The sequence below is a fragment of the Bradyrhizobium commune genome (assembly GCF_015624505.1).
Classification (GTDB): domain Bacteria; phylum Pseudomonadota; class Alphaproteobacteria; order Rhizobiales; family Xanthobacteraceae; genus Bradyrhizobium; species Bradyrhizobium commune.
Window position 1 is genome coordinate 2,279,560 of sequence record NZ_CP061379.1, and the last position, 17,122, is coordinate 2,296,681.

14 protein-coding genes are annotated in these 17,122 nt (G+C 64.3%); 4 read left to right on the forward strand and 10 right to left on the reverse strand.

What is annotated here, in order from left to right:
• Window positions 1-45 precede the first annotated feature (45 nt).
• A complete protein-coding gene (locus IC761_RS10710; protein WP_195803208.1) occupies window positions 46-1,395 on the forward strand; it encodes an 8-oxoguanine deaminase in 1,350 nt (449 codons plus the stop codon).
• A gap of 117 nt (window positions 1,396-1,512) precedes the next feature.
• Here the strand turns inward: IC761_RS10710 and IC761_RS10715 are convergent, their stop codons facing one another.
• The 4 genes from IC761_RS10715 to IC761_RS10730 form a co-directional block, all read right to left on the reverse strand.
• Window positions 1,513-2,589 carry a BMP family ABC transporter substrate-binding protein gene (locus IC761_RS10715; protein WP_195803209.1) on the reverse strand — a complete coding sequence of 359 codons (1,077 nt, stop codon included), beginning with the start codon at window positions 2,587-2,589 and terminating at the stop codon, window positions 1,513-1,515.
• Between the two features lie 79 nt (window positions 2,590-2,668).
• Window positions 2,669-3,586: an ABC transporter permease gene (locus tag IC761_RS10720; protein ID WP_195803210.1), complete on the reverse strand. Its 918-nt coding sequence runs from the start codon at window positions 3,584-3,586 to the stop codon at window positions 2,669-2,671.
• Window positions 3,573-4,664: an ABC transporter permease gene (locus IC761_RS10725; RefSeq protein ID WP_195803211.1), complete on the reverse strand. Its 1,092-nt coding sequence runs from the start codon at window positions 4,662-4,664 to the stop codon at window positions 3,573-3,575. Before IC761_RS10725 ends, IC761_RS10720 begins: the two co-directional genes overlap by 14 nt.
• Window positions 4,648-6,219, reverse strand: coding sequence for an ABC transporter ATP-binding protein (locus IC761_RS10730; RefSeq protein ID WP_195803212.1), 1,572 nt, complete (start codon window positions 6,217-6,219; stop codon window positions 4,648-4,650). Before IC761_RS10730 ends, IC761_RS10725 begins: the two co-directional genes overlap by 17 nt.
• 569 nt (window positions 6,220-6,788) lie before the next feature.
• Here IC761_RS10730 and IC761_RS10735 point away from each other — a divergent pair.
• Complete coding sequence (locus tag IC761_RS10735) at window positions 6,789-7,895, forward strand: hypothetical protein (protein WP_195803213.1); 1,107 nt, start codon at window positions 6,789-6,791, stop codon at window positions 7,893-7,895.
• A 184-nt stretch (window positions 7,896-8,079) separates the two neighbouring features.
• Here IC761_RS10735 and IC761_RS10740 read toward each other — a convergent pair whose 3' ends face one another.
• The 6 genes from IC761_RS10740 to IC761_RS10765 are packed head-to-tail and all read right to left on the reverse strand — an operon-like array spanning window position 8,080 to window position 13,960.
• A complete protein-coding gene (locus tag IC761_RS10740; RefSeq protein WP_195803214.1) occupies window positions 8,080-8,565 on the reverse strand; it encodes a nucleoside deaminase in 486 nt (161 codons plus the stop codon).
• Window positions 8,566-8,579: 14 nt separating this feature from the next.
• On the reverse strand, window positions 8,580-10,112 hold the full coding sequence (locus IC761_RS10745) for an ABC transporter ATP-binding protein (RefSeq protein ID WP_195803215.1): 1,533 nt from the start codon (window positions 10,110-10,112) through the stop codon (window positions 8,580-8,582).
• Window positions 10,109-10,792, reverse strand: coding sequence for a biuret amidohydrolase (gene biuH, locus IC761_RS10750; protein ID WP_195803216.1), 684 nt, complete (start codon window positions 10,790-10,792; stop codon window positions 10,109-10,111). Before biuH ends, IC761_RS10745 begins: the two co-directional genes overlap by 4 nt.
• A gap of 18 nt (window positions 10,793-10,810) precedes the next feature.
• Window positions 10,811-11,737, reverse strand: coding sequence for an ABC transporter permease (locus IC761_RS10755; protein WP_148753461.1), 927 nt, complete (start codon window positions 11,735-11,737; stop codon window positions 10,811-10,813).
• A 1-nt stretch (window position 11,738) separates the two neighbouring features.
• Entirely contained in the window at window positions 11,739-12,851 is a 1,113-nt protein-coding gene (locus IC761_RS10760; protein WP_195803217.1) for an ABC transporter permease, read from the reverse strand.
• Window positions 12,848-13,960, reverse strand: coding sequence for a BMP family ABC transporter substrate-binding protein (locus IC761_RS10765; protein ID WP_195803218.1), 1,113 nt, complete (start codon window positions 13,958-13,960; stop codon window positions 12,848-12,850). The genes IC761_RS10760 and IC761_RS10765 overlap by 4 nt, the downstream gene beginning before the upstream one ends.
• A gap of 403 nt (window positions 13,961-14,363) precedes the next feature.
• Here IC761_RS10765 and IC761_RS10770 point away from each other — a divergent pair, with 403 nt between their 5' ends.
• On the forward strand, window positions 14,364-15,623 hold the full coding sequence (locus tag IC761_RS10770; protein WP_195804619.1) for an allantoate amidohydrolase: 1,260 nt from the start codon (window positions 14,364-14,366) through the stop codon (window positions 15,621-15,623).
• Window positions 15,624-15,739: 116 nt separating this feature from the next.
• Window positions 15,740-17,113 (forward strand): hypothetical protein, encoded by a 1,374-nt coding sequence (locus IC761_RS10775; RefSeq protein WP_195803219.1) that lies wholly within the window; start codon window positions 15,740-15,742, stop codon window positions 17,111-17,113.
• Window positions 17,114-17,122: the final 9 nt, after the last annotated feature.

Below are 17,122 nucleotides of genomic sequence, written 5' to 3' on the forward strand. Positions count from 1 at the left end.
TGGCCTTGCAGGCGTACCGTCAGCGGATGTGAGGAGACGCACGATATGAGCGACGCAAAGCCGATCTGGATCAGGGATCCCCTGGCCATCCTCGCCGACGGCGCCGAGCGCGGGATCGTATTGAAGGACGGCCGGATCATCGAGCTCGTTCCAGCAGGCGGGACGCCCGCGACTGCGGATGTCGCGGCGTTCGATGCAAGCCAGCACGTCGTGCTGCCAGGCCTCATCAATACCCATCACCACTTTTACCAGACGCTGACGCGCGCGCTGCCGGCGGCGATGGACCGCGAGCTGTTTCCCTGGCTCCAGGCCCTCTATCCGGTATGGGCGAGGATGACGCCGGAATCGCTCGAGCTTGGCGTCACGGTAGCGATGTCCGAGCTGCTGCTTTCGGGCTGCACGACGACGACGGATCATCACTACGTGTTTCCAGCCGGGCTCGAGCAGTCGGTTGACATCGAAGTCGGAGTCGCAAAGCGGCTTGGCCTGCGCGTGCTGCTGACGCGCGGCTCGATGAACCTGTCGCAGCGCGACGGCGGCCTGCCGCCGGACAGCGTCGTGCAGGATGAAGACACTATCCTCGCCGACAGCGCGCGCGTCGTCGCAAAGCATCACCAGCGTGGTGCCGATGCGATGGTGCAGATTGCGCTCGCGCCTTGTTCGCCGTTCTCGGTGACGACGTCGCTGATGCGCAGCACCGCCGATCTCGCCGACAAGCTCGACGTGCGCCTGCACACCCATCTCGCCGAGACCGAGGACGAGAACAAATTTTGCCAGCAGATGTATGGCTGCCGCCCGCTCGACTATCTCGAGCAATGCGGCTGGCTCAATGCGCGAACCTGGCTCGCCCACGGCATATTTTTCAACGCCGATGAGATGAAGCGGCTCGGCAGGGCGAAGACGACCATCAGCCATTGCGCCTGCAGCAACCAGCTGCTGGCGTCGGGCTGTTGTCCGGTGTGCGAGATGGAGGAGGCGGGCGTCGGGATCGGGATTGGCGTCGACGGCTCGGCCTCGAACGACGGATCGAACCTGATGCAGGAGGTACGGGCGGCCTTCCTGCTGCAACGGGCGCGCTATGGGGTGACGAAGGTCAGCCACAAGGACGCGCTGCGCTGGGCCACCAGGGGCTCGGCGGCCTGCGTGGGCAGGCCGGAACTCGGCGAGATCGCCGTCGGCAAGGCCGCCGACCTCGCTCTGTTCAAGCTCGACGAGCTGCGCTTCTCCGGTCACGGCGATCCCCTGGCCGCCGTGGTGCTGTGCGGGGCGCATCGGGCCGATCGGGTGATGGTGGCGGGAAAATGGGCGGTCGTGGACGGCGCGATCCCGGGACTGGACGTCGCAGATCTCATCCGCCGCCACAGTTCCGCGGCGCGTGCGATGCAGGCCGGATAGGGTAGGCAGATTAGGCGAGATAGAAAGAGGGGGCGACCACAAGTGCCGGGTGCTCGTGGCCACCCCCTCCGAACCTCCTCCGGGAGGAGCAGGTGATTTAGCAATGCAAGAAGCGTGCTACTTGCCCGGCAGCTTGTCGTCGATGCCCTTGACGTAGAAATTCATGCCGAGGATCTGGCCGTCCGCCAGATTGGCGCCGCCCTTGCACTCGATCTCCTTGCCGTCCTGCCCAACGACCGGGCATTTGAACGGATGCAGCTTGCCGGCGGTGATTGCCGCCTGGGCATCCTCGGCAATCTTCTTCACGTCGTCTGGCATGTTGGTATAGGGCGCCATCGCGAACATGTGGCTGTCGAGGCCGCCCCAAGTATCTTCCGACTTCCAGGTGCCGTCGAGCTCGGCCTTGACGCGAGCAATGTAGTAGGGCGCCCAGGTGTCGAGGATCGAGGTCAGCTGGGTCTTGGGCCCGAACTTAATCATCTCGGAGTCCTGGCCGAAGGCGAGCTTGCCGCGTTCGCTGGCGATCTGCATCGCGGCCGGCGAATCCGTATGTTGCATGATGACGTCGGCGCCCTGATCGATCAGCGCCTTGGCGGCGTCGGCTTCCTTGCCCGGGTCGAACCAGGTGTTGGCCCAGATGATCTTGACCTTGATGTTCGGGTTGATGGTCTGCGCCGCGAGCATCGTCGCGTTGATGCCGGAGACGACCTCGGGAATCGGGAACGAGCCGATATAGCCGAGCACGCCGGTTTTCGACATCTTGGCGGCGATCAGGCCCTGGATGTAGCGGCCCTGATACCATTTCGACGAGTAGGTCGACATGTTCTTGTCGCGCTTGTAGCCGGTGGCGTGCTCGAAATGCACGTTCGGATACTTCTTCGCGACCTTCAGCGTCGGATCCATGTAGCCGAACGAGGTCGTGAAGATCAGCTTGTTGCCGGCGCGGACGAGCTGCTCGATGGCGCGCTCGGCGTCGGGACCTTCGGGCACGTTCTCGAGGTAGGTGGTCTCGATCTTGTCGCCGAACTCCTTGACCATCGCCTGGCGGGCGAGCTCATGCTGGTAGGTCCAGCCGAGGTCGCCGATCGGGCCGAGGTAAATGAAGCCGACTTTCAACTTGTCGGCAGCGGAGGCCGCACTGACGCTCCCGGCAAGCAGAAGGCCGGCAGCCAGCGCAAGAAGTGATTTCCTCATCGTCAATCTCCAAACAGTCGGGGAAAGCCACGATCCGCAACGTGCGCGCCCCATCGCGCACGCCGCGGAAATGAAAACCTCAGCGGTCAGGCACGAACACGGTGCCGAGCGCGGCCGGCGCGGTCGAGCCGCCGGTGCGCGCGCGGGACAACAGGACCAGCACGATGACGGTCGCGAGATAAGGCAGCGCCGACATGAACTGCGAGGGAATGCCGACGCCCCAGCCCTGCGCATGCAGTTGCAGGATCGTCACCGCACCGAATAGATAGGCGCCGATCACGAGCCGGCCCGGGCGCCATGACGCGAACACGACCAGGGCCAGCGCGATCCAGCCGCGGCCTGCGGTCATGCCGGGAATGAAGAACGGCGTATAGGCGAGCGGCAGATAGGCCCCGGCAAGCCCGGCGCAGGCGCCGCCGAACATTACGGCGAGGGTGCGGATGCGCAGCACCGGATAGCCGAGCGCATGCGCGGAGACATGGCTGTCGCCGCAGGCGCGCAGCACGAGCCCCGCCCGCGTGCGATACAGAAACCACCAGACGCTGATGATGAGCGCGACGGAGAAATAGACGAAGGCGTCCTCGCCGAGCAGCACGCGGCCGATCAGCGGCAAGTCGGTGAGGCCGGGAATGTAGAGATGCGCCGCCGGCGTGATGCGCTCGCCGACAAAACCGGCGCCGATCAGGCCGGAGAGGCCGACGCCGAGAATGGTCAGAGCGAGGCCGGTCGCGACCTGATTGACGGCAAGGCCAAGCGCCATCAGCGCGAAGATCAACGACATCAGCGTACCGGCGACGATGCCGAACAGCGCGCCGATGAAGATCGAGCCCGTGAGCCAGGCGCCGCCAAAGCCGCAGGCCGCGCCGACGATCATCATGCCTTCGACGCCGAGGTTGAGCACGCCGGAGCGCTCGGTCACGAGCTCGCCGGTCGCCGCGATCAGGAGCGGCGTCGAGGCGGCGAGCACCGACAGGATGATGGCTTCAACCAGCTCCACGGGCCACCTGACGGTTCGGGAACACCAGCTTGAAGCGGTAGAGGATGAGGGAATCGCAGGCGAGCACGTAGAACAGCAGGATGCCCTGAAAAACCTTGGTGACGTCCAACGGGATCTTCATCGCGATCTGCGCCTGCTCGCCGCCGATAAAGGTCAACGCAAGAAAAAGGCCTGCAATTAATATTCCAATCGGATTCAACCGGCCGAGGAACGCGACGATGATCGCGGTAAAACCGTAGCCCGGCGAGATGCCGGGCTGGAGATGGCCGACGGGACCGGCAACCTCGATGATGCCGGCCAGGCCCGCCAGCGCGCCGGAGACGGCGAAGGTCAGGATGATCAGCTGGTTGGCGTTGAAGCCGCCGAACCGCGCCGCACGTGGCGCTGCGCCGACCACACGGATCTCGAAACCCTTGATGGTTCGCCCGAGCAGGACCGCCGCAGCTGCGACGACCAGCAGCGCAATGACGGAACCGAGATGCAGCCGACCGCCCTCGATCAGCAGCGGAACGGTCGCTACGGGATCGAACTCCGCCGTGGTCGGGAAGTTGAAGCCGTTCGGATCGCGCCAGGGGCCGCGCACGAGGTAATCGAGGAACAGATCGGCGACATAGACCAGCATCAGGCTGGTCAGGATTTCGCTGGCGCCGAACTTCACCTTGCAGATCGCGGGGATCAGCGCATAGAGCGCGCCCGCGGCCGCAGCCAGCACGAGCATCGCCGGCAGCACCCAGGCGCCGGCATCGGTGCCTTGCGTCTTCACGGCAATCCAGCTCCCGGCAACAGCGCCGATGAGGAATTGGCCTTCAGCACCGATGTTCCAGGCGTTGGCGAGATAGCAGAGCGACAGCCCAATCGCGATCATCACCAGAGGCGTCGCCTTCACCGCGATCTCCTGCAGCGAATAGCTGTCGCTCAGAGGCGCGATGAAATAGGCATGCAGTGCGAGAAACGGGTTCTTGCCGAGGATCGCGAACAGGATCGTCATGGTCACGATCGTCAGGCCGATGGCGATCAGCGGGGAAACCAGCGCGATCGTGTTGGAGCGCTCGGCGCGCTTCTCAAGCACCAACTGCATGCGCGGCCTCCTTCGGCTCCAGGCTGCTGCCGCCCATCAACAGGCCGAGCTTTTCGCGTGTTGCGTCGCGCGTGGCGAGCGGCTCCGACAAATGGCCGTGGAACATCACGGCGATGCGGTCGGCAATCTCGGCAAGCTCGTCGAGATCCTGGCTGGTCACGAGCACGGCGGCGCCTGCTGTTGCGAGATCAAGCAACGCCTGGCGGATGACGGCGGCGGCGCCGGCGTCGACGCCCCAGGTCGGCTGACTCACCACCAGCACCGCCGGATTGCGCAGGATCTCGCGGCCGACGATGAATTTTTGCAAGTTACCGCCGGAGAGGCTCGCAGCCTCCGGGTCGCGCTTGGCCTTGCGCACATCGAACGTCTCGGTCGCGCGGTCGACGGTCTTCAACGTGGCCGCGGTGTCGATGAAGCCGCGATTGACCATGCCGCTGGCGGCATGTCCGGTGAGCAGTGCATTCTCGGACAGTTTCATGCGCGGCGCGGTGCCGTGGCCAAGCCGCTCCTCAGGTACGAAGGCCGCGCCGAGCTTGCGGCGCCGGGTGATCGAGAGGTGGCCGGCGGCGATGCCTTCGATCACCACGGTGCCGGGATCCTTGGAGAGCCGCTCGCCGGACAGCGCGGCGAACAGCTCATCCTGGCCGTTGCCGGCAACGCCGGCGATACCGAGGATCTCGCCGCCCTTCAGCTCGAACGAGATGTGCTCGAGCCGTACGCCATGCGCCTCGTCGGGCGCTAGCGAGAGGTCGTTGACGACCAGCCGCGGGATCGTGGTCTGCCGGCCGGCGGCCGCCTTCACTTCCTTGATCTCGCCGCCGACCATCATGCGCGCCAGCGAGGCGGCGGTCTCGCGCCGGGGGTTGCAGGTGTCGACCTTCTTGCCCCCGCGCAGGATCGTGGCGGTGTCGCAGAGGCGCTTCACCTCCTCGAGCTTGTGGCTGATATAGAGGATGGCGCGGCCTTCGGCCTTGAGCCGCTCCAGCACGATGAAGAGCTGATCGGCCTCCTGCGGCGTCAGCACCGCGGTGGGTTCGTCCAGGATCAGGAATTTCGGGTCCTGCATCAGCGCGCGCACGATTTCGATGCGCTGGCGCTCGCCGACCGACAATTGCCAGACCTCACGCCTTGGATCGAGCGGCAAACCATAGGTCTTTGACACCTGCTCAAGCCGGGCCGACATGTCTTTGAAGGATTCCTTGCCGTCGAGGCCGAGCGCGACATTCTCGGCGACGGTAAGATTGTCGAACAGCGAAAAGTGCTGGAACACCATGCCGATGCCGCGGCTGCGAGCTTCGGACGGCCCGGACAGCACGATCGGTTCGCCCTGCCAGCGGATCTCGCCGGCGCTGGGCTGGATCAGCCCGTAGATCGCCTTGACCAGCGTCGACTTGCCGGCGCCGTTCTCGCCCAGCAGTGCGTGGATTTCCTTCGGCCAGATGTCGATGTCGATGGAATCATTGGCAAGGAAATCCCCATAGCGTTTGGTGAGCCCGAGCGTTTGGAGCAACGGGGACTCGCCGGAATGCAGGCCGTTAGGCGTCGGATCTAACATTCGCTGATACGCTTGCATGGGGGTGAAGTGCCTCAATAGTGGGCTAGTTTGAACCGCTGCGTAAGTAGTGAAAAAGCGTCATCCCTTGCTCAACGCTTCGGCAGGCGCGCCGCCGCGGTGAGTCGCTGCACTTGTTCGGTGAGGGCTCGAAAAGCCCTTCCGGGATGGGCGTCGCCATGGCGTTCTGCCAGCAACAGCTGTTGCAGAATTGTGACGGTTCAGTCCAAATCGGACCGGCTATGCAGGCTTGACGTTGAGTTGATGAAACACGCGCCACGGCTCGTATGCATCTCCCGACGGCCATCGCAGCGATCGCGGTCGCGTTGCCCGATTGACGAAAAACCACAGCAAAATCAAACGGAAATGTCTGGCAATGGTCGGTGTCGGATTGCCGTCTGGAAGCAATGGCACAGTGCAAAAACCATTGAAATTCCGGGGTCGGAGACTGCTTGCTGCTGAAACAAGCGGCACGCCTTGAAAAAAGATGAGGCTTCTCACATCGGAAGTTCGGCGCAAGTGTCGCACCAAGGGACGTTCATTTTTACGTGTTCAAACTTGGGGGTATCAGGATGTCGTTTCGTTTCAAGGCAATTGCAGCAGCCGCGCTGTCACTTGCTACGCTCGCCGCCGGCGGCTTGGCTCAGGCGGCTGATCTGCCGGTCAAGGCCGTCAAGAAGGCGCCTGATCTTCCGTTCTTCCTGGTGATCGACGACCGCGTGTCGTTCTCCTGGATGCCGAAGGGTACTGACCCCGGCATGTGGAGCACCCGCCCGGATGGCAGCATCAACGGCACCACCGCCAAGCAGGTCTACTCCTTCACCCACTTCGACCTGTGGGCCTACGGCACCAACTTCTTCACGATCTCGATGTTCAAGTCGGGTCATAACGACCCTGCCTCGCCCTGTACCGCGCCGGGCGTGACCATCACCGGCGGCGTCGGCAACTGCGCTGGCGCGACCGAGATCTACGGCCTGTTCCGCTCGACCTTCGGCTGGAACGAGCTGTTCAACACCAAGGCCTTCACCATGGGGCCGTTGCACAACATCTCGTTCGAAGTCGGTATGGACGGCAACAGCGAGAACAACTTCCTGGCGCCCGCCAAGCGCGACGTGGTCGCCGGTCTCCAGTTCGCCTTCGACCTTCCATACAAGGGCTACGTCAACGTCGCTCCGTTGATGTACTGGGAGTTCTCGAACCACAACGCCTTCACGCAGTGCGGTCTGTTCGGTGCGGGCGTTGCGGGCGTGACTTGTAACTCCGACGGTAACGTCAGCTACAACCCGACCTGGGCCGTTGAAATCAACTACTACATGGATCTCGGCTTCCTGCCGCCGAGCATGCAGTACTTCTCGATCAGCGGCCGCGCCGGTTGGTATGGTGCGAAGGGCGACTCGAACGGCCTGCCTGCCCTCTCGGGTGCCGGCCGGCTCTCGACCGCCTCCAAGGTCGAGCTGAACAGCGAACCGATCCGTCTGACCTTCGACGCTTCGAAGGCGGTCTGGGGTGACAAGTACTCGCACTTCGTCGACCTCTGGGTTGCCTACCGTTACTGGCAGAACAAGTTCGGCCTCGACCACAACGCCATGCCCGGCGTCTGCACCATCGCCGCGACTGGCCAGAGCACCAATAGCTGCACCGAGTCCACGGTTTACGGTGGTATCACTCTGAAGTTCTGATCTGAGGTCTCCAAGGTTCGAATGGCGCCGCGCAGCAATGCGCGGCGCCATTCTGCTTTGAAGAGGCGAGCGTAGCCGCAGGGTGGGCAAAGGCGCAACGCGCCATGCCCACCACCTTCCAAAGCGAGGTTATTGGTGGGCACGCTTCGCTTTGCCCACCCTACAATTCCGAGTTTGCGGCTCGCTACTTCGTCCAAACGCCGTCGTGCAGCGCTGCGGCTTCGTCTTCCAGCAGCGGCCCCACAACCACCGTCGGGCGCTGGCCGCTGGCGAAGACCTCGCGGCAGGGCAGGTCGAGCGTCGGGTTCTCCGGATGGTTGCCGGTCACGCCGCGCAGGCGGTGCTCGCTGAGGCCGTAGACCACGCGGCCGATGCCGGCCCAGTAGATCGCGCCGGCGCACATCGCACAGGGCTCGGCGGAGGAATAGAGCGTGGCCGTCGCCAGCACCTCACGGTCCAGCGTGCGGCAGGCCTGGGTGGCTGCGAGGCGCTCAGCATGCGCGGTGCCGTCGTGATCCGGCATGTAGCCGTTCTCGGTCTCGATCAACACATTGCCGTCGGCATCGACGACGATGCAGCCGAAGGGATGGTTGCCATGGGTCAGCGAGCGGCGTGCGACGGCGAAGGACAAACGCAAAAGCTGTTCGTCGCGTTCGGTTGCGCCACTCATCGACATTTCCCTGGTCAGTGACCCGCCATGTGCCGGCCGACCACGGTGAGATCGGCCTCGCTGGTACGCGCTTCATACACGAATTCACCGTGGAACATCACCACCAGCCGATCGGAGAGCTCGAGCAATTCGTCGAGGTCCTCGCTGACCAGCAGCACCGCGGCGCCTCGGTTGCGCGCAGCCATGATCTCGGCGTGGATCTGCGCGACCGCTGCGAAGTCGAGACCGAAGCAGGGATTGGCCGCGATCAGCACCTCGACGTCGCCGCCGAGCTCGCGGGCGAGCACGGCGCGCTGCACATTGCCTCCTGACAGCGCCGAGATCGGCGTGTCAGGCGTGCGGGTCTTGATCTTGTATTGGCCGATCTTCTTCTTCGCGTCATCGCGGAAGGCGCTGCGGTTAAGCCACCAGCCGCCGCTGGCGAAGGGAGCGCGGTCGAACTCGCGGAAGGCAATATTGTCGGCGACGCTCATGCCACCGACGCAGGCGTTCTTCAGCGGTTCCTCGGGCAGCAGCGACATCCTGTGCCGACGCATCTCCTCGCGGCTGGCATGATAGGGATCGCCGGCGACGCGGACCTCGCCGCTCTCGGCCTCGCGCTGGCCGGCCAGCACTTCGACCAGCTGGCGCTGGCCGTTGCCGGAAACGCCGGCGATGCCGACGATCTCGCCAGCGCGCACGGTGAGCGACACGTCATGCACAGCGACGGCACCGGCGTCATCGAGTGCGCGGACCTTCTCCAGCTCCAGCCTGGCCTTGCCGGTTTCGCCGGTGCGCGGCGGCTGCACCGTCAGTTCCTCGGCCCCGATCATGGTGCGCGCCATCGCATCCGGCGTCAGCTCCGCGACCTTGCCGGCGCCGGCGAGCTTGCCGCGGCGCAGGATCGTGACCTCGTCAGCGAAGGCCATGACCTCGCGGAATTTGTGCGTGATCATCAGGATGGTGAGCTCGCCCTTGACCACCATGTCGCGGAGCATGCCGAGGACCTCGTCGGCTTCTGCCGGCGTCAGCACCGAGGTCGGCTCGTCCAGGATCAGGAAGCGGCGCTTCAGATAGAGCTGCTTGAGGATCTCGCATTTCTGCCGCTCGCCGGCGGAAATATCGGAGACCTTTGCAGAGAGCGGCACCTTGAAGGGCATGCGGGCGAGGAACGCCTCGAGCTCCTTCATCTCGTTGGACCAATTCACCACCGCTGGCACATCGTCGCGCGCCAGCACCAGGTTCTCGGCAACGGTCATGGCCGGGACCAGCGTAAAGTGCTGATAGACCATGCCGAGGCCGAGTGCGTGGGCGTCCTTCGGATTGGCGATCGCCTGCTCGCGATCGCCAATGATGATGTCGCCCTCGGTTGCGTGGTAGTAGCCCATGATGCATTTGACCAGCGTGGACTTGCCGGCGCCGTTCTCGCCGAGCAGCGCATGGAACGAGCCCGGCCGCACTTTCAGTTCGACATTGTCCAGCGCCAGGAAGTCGCCGAAACGCATGGTCATGGCGATGGCGTTGACGCCGAAGGCGCCCGACGGTGGAGCGGATTCGCCGATGATCACGAAATCGCCCCGATGAAAGCCTCTGACGTCGAGACTGCGCCGAACACGCCGCCCTGCATCTTGATCATCTTGAGCGCGTGCTCGTGGTTGCTCTTGTCAGTCGCGCCGCAGCAATCGTGCAGCAGCACGCATTCGAAACCGCGGTCGTTGGCCTCGCGCATGGTGGTGTGGACGCAGACGTCGGTGGTGATGCCGGTCAGCGCGATATTCTCGATGCCGCGCACGCGCAGGATCAGTTCGAGATCGGTGGCGCAGAACGAGCCTTTGCCGGGCTTGTCGATGATCGGCTCGCCCGGCAGCGGAGCGAGTTCCTCGATGATGTCCCAGCCGGGCTCGCCACGCACCAGAATGCGGCCGCAGGGGCCGGGATCGCCGATGCCGGCACCGATCTGGCGCGAGCGCCAGCGCTTGTTGGCGGGCAGGTCGGCGAGGTCGGGGCGATGGCCTTCGCGGGTATGAATGATGTGAAAGCCTTGGGCGCGCATCGCAGCGAGCAGCTTCTTGATCGGTTCGATCGGCGCCCGCGTCAGCGAGAGGTCATAGCCCATCTTGTCGACATAACCGCCGACGCCGCAGAAGTCGGTCTGCATGTCGATGATGATGAGCGCCGTATTCTCGGGACGGAGATCACCATTGTAAGGCCAGGCGTAGGGCTCGGACTTGATGTAGCGCTCGGGCATGGACGACCTCGTGCGTGTTTACCGTGTGATCGAGAGTTCGGCGGGGGCGCCGGTCAGCGTCCGCTTTGGCGAGCAGGTGATGATCATGATTGCCAGCGTCAGAATGTAGGGCGCGGCGTTGAAGAGGTGATAGCCGGAGGTGACGCCGACCGATTGCAGCGCAGGTCCAAGCGCGGCCGCGCCGCCGAAGGCCAGCGAGGCCCACAGGCAGAGCAGCGGATCCCAGCGCGCGAAGATGACCAGCGCCACGGCGGTGATGCCCTGGCCGGAGGACAGGCCTTCGTTCCAGCTGCCGGGATAGAACAGCGACAGGAACGAGCCGCCGATGCCGGCGAGGAAGCCGCCGACCATGGTGGCGCGCAGGCGGATCAGGAGCACGGAATGGCCCATGGCGCGTGCGGCGTCCGAACTCTCGCCGGCGGTGCGGATCAGGAGGCCCCAGCGCGTGGTGCGGAAGGCCCAGTACAGGATTGGTGCGAGCGCCACGCCGATCAGAAAGAGGACGTTGACGCGCAGCGCTGCGCGGAGCTGCGGGATGTCGCTCCACCAGCCGAAATCGATCGCGGGCAGCCGCGGCGCGGTAGGCTCGATCAGCGGCTTGCCGAGATAGAAGGCGAGGCCGGTGCCGAACAGCATCAGCGCGATGCCAACCGCGACGTCGTTGACGCGCGGCAGCGAGCAGATACCGGCATGGAGCGCGCCAAGCAGCGCGCCGGTGACGCCGGCGGCAAGTACACCAAGCCAGGGCGAGCCGGTGAGATAGGAGATGCCGTAAGCGCTCATTGCGCCCATCACCAGCGTGCCCTCGAGGCCGAGATTGATGCGCCCCGAACGCTCGGTGATGCACTCACCGAGGCTCACGAACAGGAACGGCGTGGAGACGCGAATGGCGCCGCCGAGCACGGCGAGCGGGACGGTCCAGAGTCCGATCGATCCGTCTGCCATCTCAGGATTTTCCCTTCAGAAACCCGATGCGGCCGTAGAGTGCATCGCTGGCCAGCACGAAGACGAAGATGATGCCCTGCAGCACCAGCACGGATGCATCAGGCAGTCCAAGACGTCGTTGCAGCAGACCGCCGCTGGCGCTGATGCCGCCAAGCAGGATCGCGACGGGAATGATGGCGAGCGGATTCTGCCGCGCCAGGAAGGCGACGAGGATGCCGGTGAAGCCGTAGCCGGCCGCGAGGTTGGCGTTGGTACGCCCCTGCACGGCGGCGACCTCGACCATGCCGGCAAGGCCGGCGGCGCCGCCGGCGAGGAAGCAGATGGTCAGGATCAGCTTGCTGACGCCGAGGCCAACGATCTTTGCGGCGCGGATGTTGCCGCCGGCGACGCGCGCGGCAAAGCCGAACACGGTGTGATAGATCAGGATATAGGCGGCGATCGCGGCGATCAGGCCGAAGACCAGGCCCCAATGCACGTCGGTGCCGGGAATAGAGCCGATCATGTTGGCGGCGCCGATCTCGCGGGTCGACGGCTTGTTGAGGCTGGCGGGATCGCGCATCACGCCTTCGACGAGATGGTTGAGGATCGCGAGGCCGATGTAGACGAGGAGCAGGCTGGATATTGTTTCGTTGACGCCGCGATATTGCCGCAGCGCGCCCGCCAGCATGATCCACAAGCCACCCCCGACGACACCGGCGACGACCATGGCAGTTTGCACGACGAGCGGCGGCATGCCCTGGAGCGCCAGCGCGATACTGGTCGCCGAGAGCGCGCCGATCAGCAGCGCGCCTTCGCCGCCGATGATGACCATGCCGAGCTGCGCCGGCAGCGCCGTGCAGAGCGCGGTCAGGATCAGGGGCGCGGCACGCGTCAGCGTGTTCTGCCAGGAGAACCAGGTGCCGAAGGCGCCCTGGTACATGTAGAAATAGAGGTCCAGCGGGTTCTTGCCGAACAGCATGACGAAGATCCCGAAGACCACGAGCGCGCCGGCAAGCGCCGCGCCCGGGATCAGGACGTATTCGATCGTGCCGCCATGGCGTTGCAGAAAGCCGGGGTCGGCGGCCGGGGCAATTGTCCCGGCCGCCTCGGCAGAATCCGCTGCTTCCGATGTCACGAAGTCGCTCCGATCACGCCCTCGACGAGATAGTCCATCTTCTCGAGCTCAGGATCCTTCTGGCCGCGATCGGTGCCGGCGGGGATCACCGTCTTGCCCTTGTTGTCGACCAGCCCACCCTTGAACACGGCGTAGCCGTCCGCGGACAGGAACTTGGCCTTGATGTCGTCGGCGTGCTTGCGCGCCTCGGCCGAAACCGCCTCGCCATACGGAGACGTCTTGACGATCTCTTCCTTGAGGCCGCCGCGATAGAAGTTCGGGATGGTCTCGCCGGCGGCGATCATCTTGACGAACTTCGGATACAGCGCTTCCCAGTTCCACTCGGCGCCGGTGAGATAGGCCTTCGGCGCCAGCGGCGACTGGTTGACGTGATAGCCGCAGACGAACGCGCCGCGGCGTGCCGCGTTCTCGACCATGGTCTTCGGACCGTCGACGTGACAGGTCAGAACGTCCACGCCCTGGTCGATCAGGCTGTTGGTGGCCTCGGCCTCCTTGACCGGCATCGACCAGTCACCGGTGAAGATCACCTGCGTGGTGGCCTTGGGGTTGGCGAGCTTGGCGCCGAGCGCGAAAGCGTTGATGTTGCGCAGCACCTGCGGGATCGGCTTGGCCGCGACGAAGCCGAGCTTGCCGCTCTTGGAGGTGTAGCCGGCGACGATGCCCGAGATGTACTGGGCTTCGTCGATATAGCCGAAATAGCTGCCGGCGTTCTTCGGATCCTTGTCGCTCCAGAGGCCGCCGCAGTGCTCGAAGCGGAGCTTCGGGTACTTGTTGGCCATCTTGATCATGTGCGGATTGTAGTAACCGAACGAGGTCGGGAAGAGCAGGGAGGCGCCGTCGAGATTGATCATCGACTCCATCGTCTTCTCGACGGCGTCGGTCTCCGGCACCTTCTCTTCCTCGACGACCTTCAACCCGGCGATCTTCTTCAGCGCCGCCGCGCCCTGGGCATGCGCCTGGTTGTAGCCATAGTCATCGCGCGACCCGACATAGATGAAGCCGATGGTGGTGTCGGCTGCGAAGGCCGGCCGGGCGCCGGCCGCCGCGCCGAGGGTGAGGGCCGCGCCGCCCTGCAACAAATGCCGTCGTGAAATCCTGCCAAAATCCATTGGTTGCTCCCTTGGCGGATGGACCGCCTCAATCTCGCGGCTGCGCCGGTCTGGCGGAGCCCGGGATAAGATGTCGCAAGCTTCGTGCCAGAGGCTATGAAGCGTGCATTTCGAAATAAGATATTGAAAAGTATATAGTATATGGATCACCCGAATCCTGATGAGGAAAGTGGCAGATTAAATTATGAGCAGTATCTTTTGATTGTATGCAATGGAGTTAAGCAACCCTAACCGGCTCTCAGGTGTGCATGACCACGGTTGGGCGGGTCTGCCGGCTACCGCATTCATGCTAACCACGCGCTGGTTCGGATGACGCCGGCTAAACGATTTTCGCTGGCACCGAACTTGAATCGATTGTGGTTGCGACCGCGGCGCGGTCTCCAGGATGGAAAGCTTGACCGAGATGGGTTCTGCCAACGCCGTTCAAAATGCATCGCTCGGCGAGGAGATCGTACGTCGCATCAATGAGCTCGGCGCGATCTCGGAAGACACCGACAAGCTCACCCGCATCTATCTCAGCAAGGAACTGCGCGTGGCCTCGGACCTGATCCTCGGCTGGATGCGCGAGGCGGGCATGAGCGCGCATCTGGACGCGGTCGGCAATGTCTGTGGCCGCTACGAAGGCGCGCGGCCGGGCGCGCCCTGCCTGATGCTTGGCTCCCACTACGACACCGTGCGGGACGCCGGCAAATGGGACGGGCCGCTGGGCCTGATCACGGCGATCTCCTGCGTTGCCGATCTCAACCGCCGCGGCAAGCGCCTGCCGTTTGCGGTCGAGGTCGTTGGCTTTGCCGACGAAGAGGGCGTGCGCTTCGCCTCAACCCTGCTCGGCAGCCGCGCGGTCGCCGGCACGTTCGACGAAAGCGTTTTGAATACGCGCGACCGCGACGGCGTGTCGATGCGTCAGGCGCTCGTGCAATTCGGGCTCGATCCTGATCATATCGGTGCGGCCGCGCGGGCGCGCCGCGAGCTGCTGGCCTATCTCGAATTGCATATCGAGCAGGGGCCGGTGCTGGAAGCGCAGAATTTGCCGGTCGGCGTGGTCACGGCGATCGCGGGCGCGACACGGCTCGCCGCGCGCCTGACCGGCATGGCCGGTCATGCCGGCACGGTGCCGATGGCGTTGCGGCGCGACGCGCTCACGGGTGCTGCCGAATGTATCGGTGCGATCGAAGAGTTCTGCCGCACCGACGAGGGCGGGCTGGTCGGCACCGTCGGCTACATCCAGGCGAGGCCCGGCGCGACCAACGTCATTCCGGGCGACGTATCATTCACCATCGACATGCGCGCGCCGACCGACATGCATCGCAAGCGCGCGGTCGCCGATATCGTCCGCCAGATCGAGGCCATCGCAAAGCGCCGGCAAGTGGCGCTTCAGCTCAACGTCACCCACGAAAACCGCACCGCGCCGTGTGCGCCCTGGCTGAGGGATCAGATCGCGCAGGCGATCGCCGCTGAGGGCTCTTCGGCGTTCGAGTTGCCGAGTGGGGCCGGGCATGACGGCATGGCCATGATCGACATTGCCGATGTCGGCATGATCTTCGTCCGCTGCCGCGGCGGCATCAGCCACCACCCCGACGAGCATGTCGATCTCGCCGACGCCGATGCCGGTGCGCGGGTGCTGCTCAGAGTGGTCGAGAATTTCCGGCCGCGTGAGGGATAGTCGCATCCAGTTAACGATGTCGCGAGCCCCGCAAGTTCCCGGGTAGAGAGACGAATCAGCTGCATTTAGAATAAGCCAGCACCGAACCACCCGAGACTTTGGCCGACTTAAGCATTATGAACAGCGATATTTCGTTTCCGTCACATCCTGAGAACCGGTTCTACCAGGGCGTTGCCGCGACCTTTGTCGCCAACGCGCTTCAGGCGGTGAATTTTCTCGGCGATCGGTTCATGAGAAAGTCGCAGCATTCGCTGTCGGCCATCGAGGATCTCTACCGGCATTCGATGGACAGCGCCTTCTCGGTGACCGAGTCCTTTCTCGTCACAGGAGCGCCGCACGCATCCGCCTATTACCCGCGCGACTTCGCCTGGTTCTACCCTGATGTCCTCGACCCCGAGACGATCATGGATGCGCAGGACGCAGTGAGGCGGGCCCGGCTGCTCGACAAGAGCGTGCGCCTGTTGCTGGAGGCGGTTCGCGCCAACGTCGTCACGACGACCATCGTCCCGGCCGGACGTGGCCGGTATCTCGGCGTGAACTATTTCTCGCGGCCCTCTGATACGCTGCTCGGCATTCTGGCCGGTCTCCAGCAGATGCTCTCTGCCGAAGAGCGGGCGTCGTCCTATCTGGCGATGTCACAATGCGCGCATGCCGGCCGCCTCTTGCTGGCCGAGTATGGCGCAGACCTGAAGCGCGCGATTTTGCGGCTTGCAAGCGAGCTTGAGCCGTTCGACGATGACGGCACCCGGTATTTGCTGTGCGATGCCAGCGCGCCTCGCTCTGCGGCGACGGACACTCGCGCCGAGCGCCGGCGTTTCGTCACCAATGCCTGCGTCTACACGACGTTCGTGTGGGGTGTAGAGCTCGGCGTCGTCAGCGAGAACGAGCTGAAGCGCCTGCTTGGGCGTGACCTCTCGCAATACAAGGGCGACCTTCTCCGCCTGTTCGGCAAGGGCGGCTATATCAGGCATTCGCTGGACGGTCCGGCAGGTTCGCCCGCGTCTTCGGTTGCACTGGATTTCGTCAGCGTGCATCGCGGCTTCTGGAATTTAAACGATGCAAGCGAACGCGCGCTGTTTGCGGCCACGGCGGATCTGGTCATCGCCGAGCCGCGGTTTCGCATCCCCGGAACCTCCCACTTCCTGGTGTCCGCCGATAATCCGCGCAACAAGATGATCCACAAGATCGCGGCACCCGCTTATCAGGGTCGTTCTTCCTGGCCGACGTTCAATGTCGAGTTTGCCGACCGCATGCTGGACTACGATGAGTTCTCAGGGGACGATACTTATCGCGCCTGCGCCCAGGGAATCCTGAAGGATATTCGCACCGCGACCGAAGTCCATGGCGGATATCAGGAGCTGATCTCGGAGCAGGGTCTGAAGTACCGCACCTGGGCCTATAAGGGCGCGGTGGCGCACTCCTGGTTTCCGCGCTTCCTCTCCGTCTGGAGCAGGGCGTTCGGAACGCCGCTCCTCCAGTGGAACGACTGAAGGCACCTC

Bases quoted from the DNA above. Each gene is read 5' to 3' on its own strand.
- IC761_RS10715 (WP_195803209.1), bottom strand. From the start codon at position 2,589: ATGAGGAAATCACTTCTTGCGCTGGCTGCCGGCCTTCTGCTTGCCGGG.
- IC761_RS10710 (WP_195803208.1), top strand. From the start codon at position 46: ATGAGCGACGCAAAGCCGATCTGGATCAGGGATCCCCTGGCCATCCTC.
- IC761_RS10725 (WP_195803211.1), bottom strand. From the start codon at position 4,664: ATGCAGTTGGTGCTTGAGAAGCGCGCCGAGCGCTCCAACACGATCGCG.
- IC761_RS10730 (WP_195803212.1), bottom strand. From the start codon at position 6,219: ATGTTAGATCCGACGCCTAACGGCCTGCATTCCGGCGAGTCCCCGTTG.
- biuH (WP_195803216.1), bottom strand. From the start codon at position 10,792: ATGCCCGAGCGCTACATCAAGTCCGAGCCCTACGCCTGGCCTTACAAT.
- IC761_RS10765 (WP_195803218.1), bottom strand. From the start codon at position 13,960: ATGGATTTTGGCAGGATTTCACGACGGCATTTGTTGCAGGGCGGCGCG.
- IC761_RS10770 (WP_195804619.1), top strand. From the start codon at position 14,364: ATGGGTTCTGCCAACGCCGTTCAAAATGCATCGCTCGGCGAGGAGATC.
- IC761_RS10775 (WP_195803219.1), top strand. From the start codon at position 15,740: ATGAACAGCGATATTTCGTTTCCGTCACATCCTGAGAACCGGTTCTAC.
- IC761_RS10755 (WP_148753461.1), bottom strand. From the start codon at position 11,737: ATGGCAGACGGATCGATCGGACTCTGGACCGTCCCGCTCGCCGTGCTC.
- IC761_RS10735 (WP_195803213.1), top strand. From the start codon at position 6,789: ATGTCGTTTCGTTTCAAGGCAATTGCAGCAGCCGCGCTGTCACTTGCT.
- IC761_RS10740 (WP_195803214.1), bottom strand. From the start codon at position 8,565: ATGAGTGGCGCAACCGAACGCGACGAACAGCTTTTGCGTTTGTCCTTC.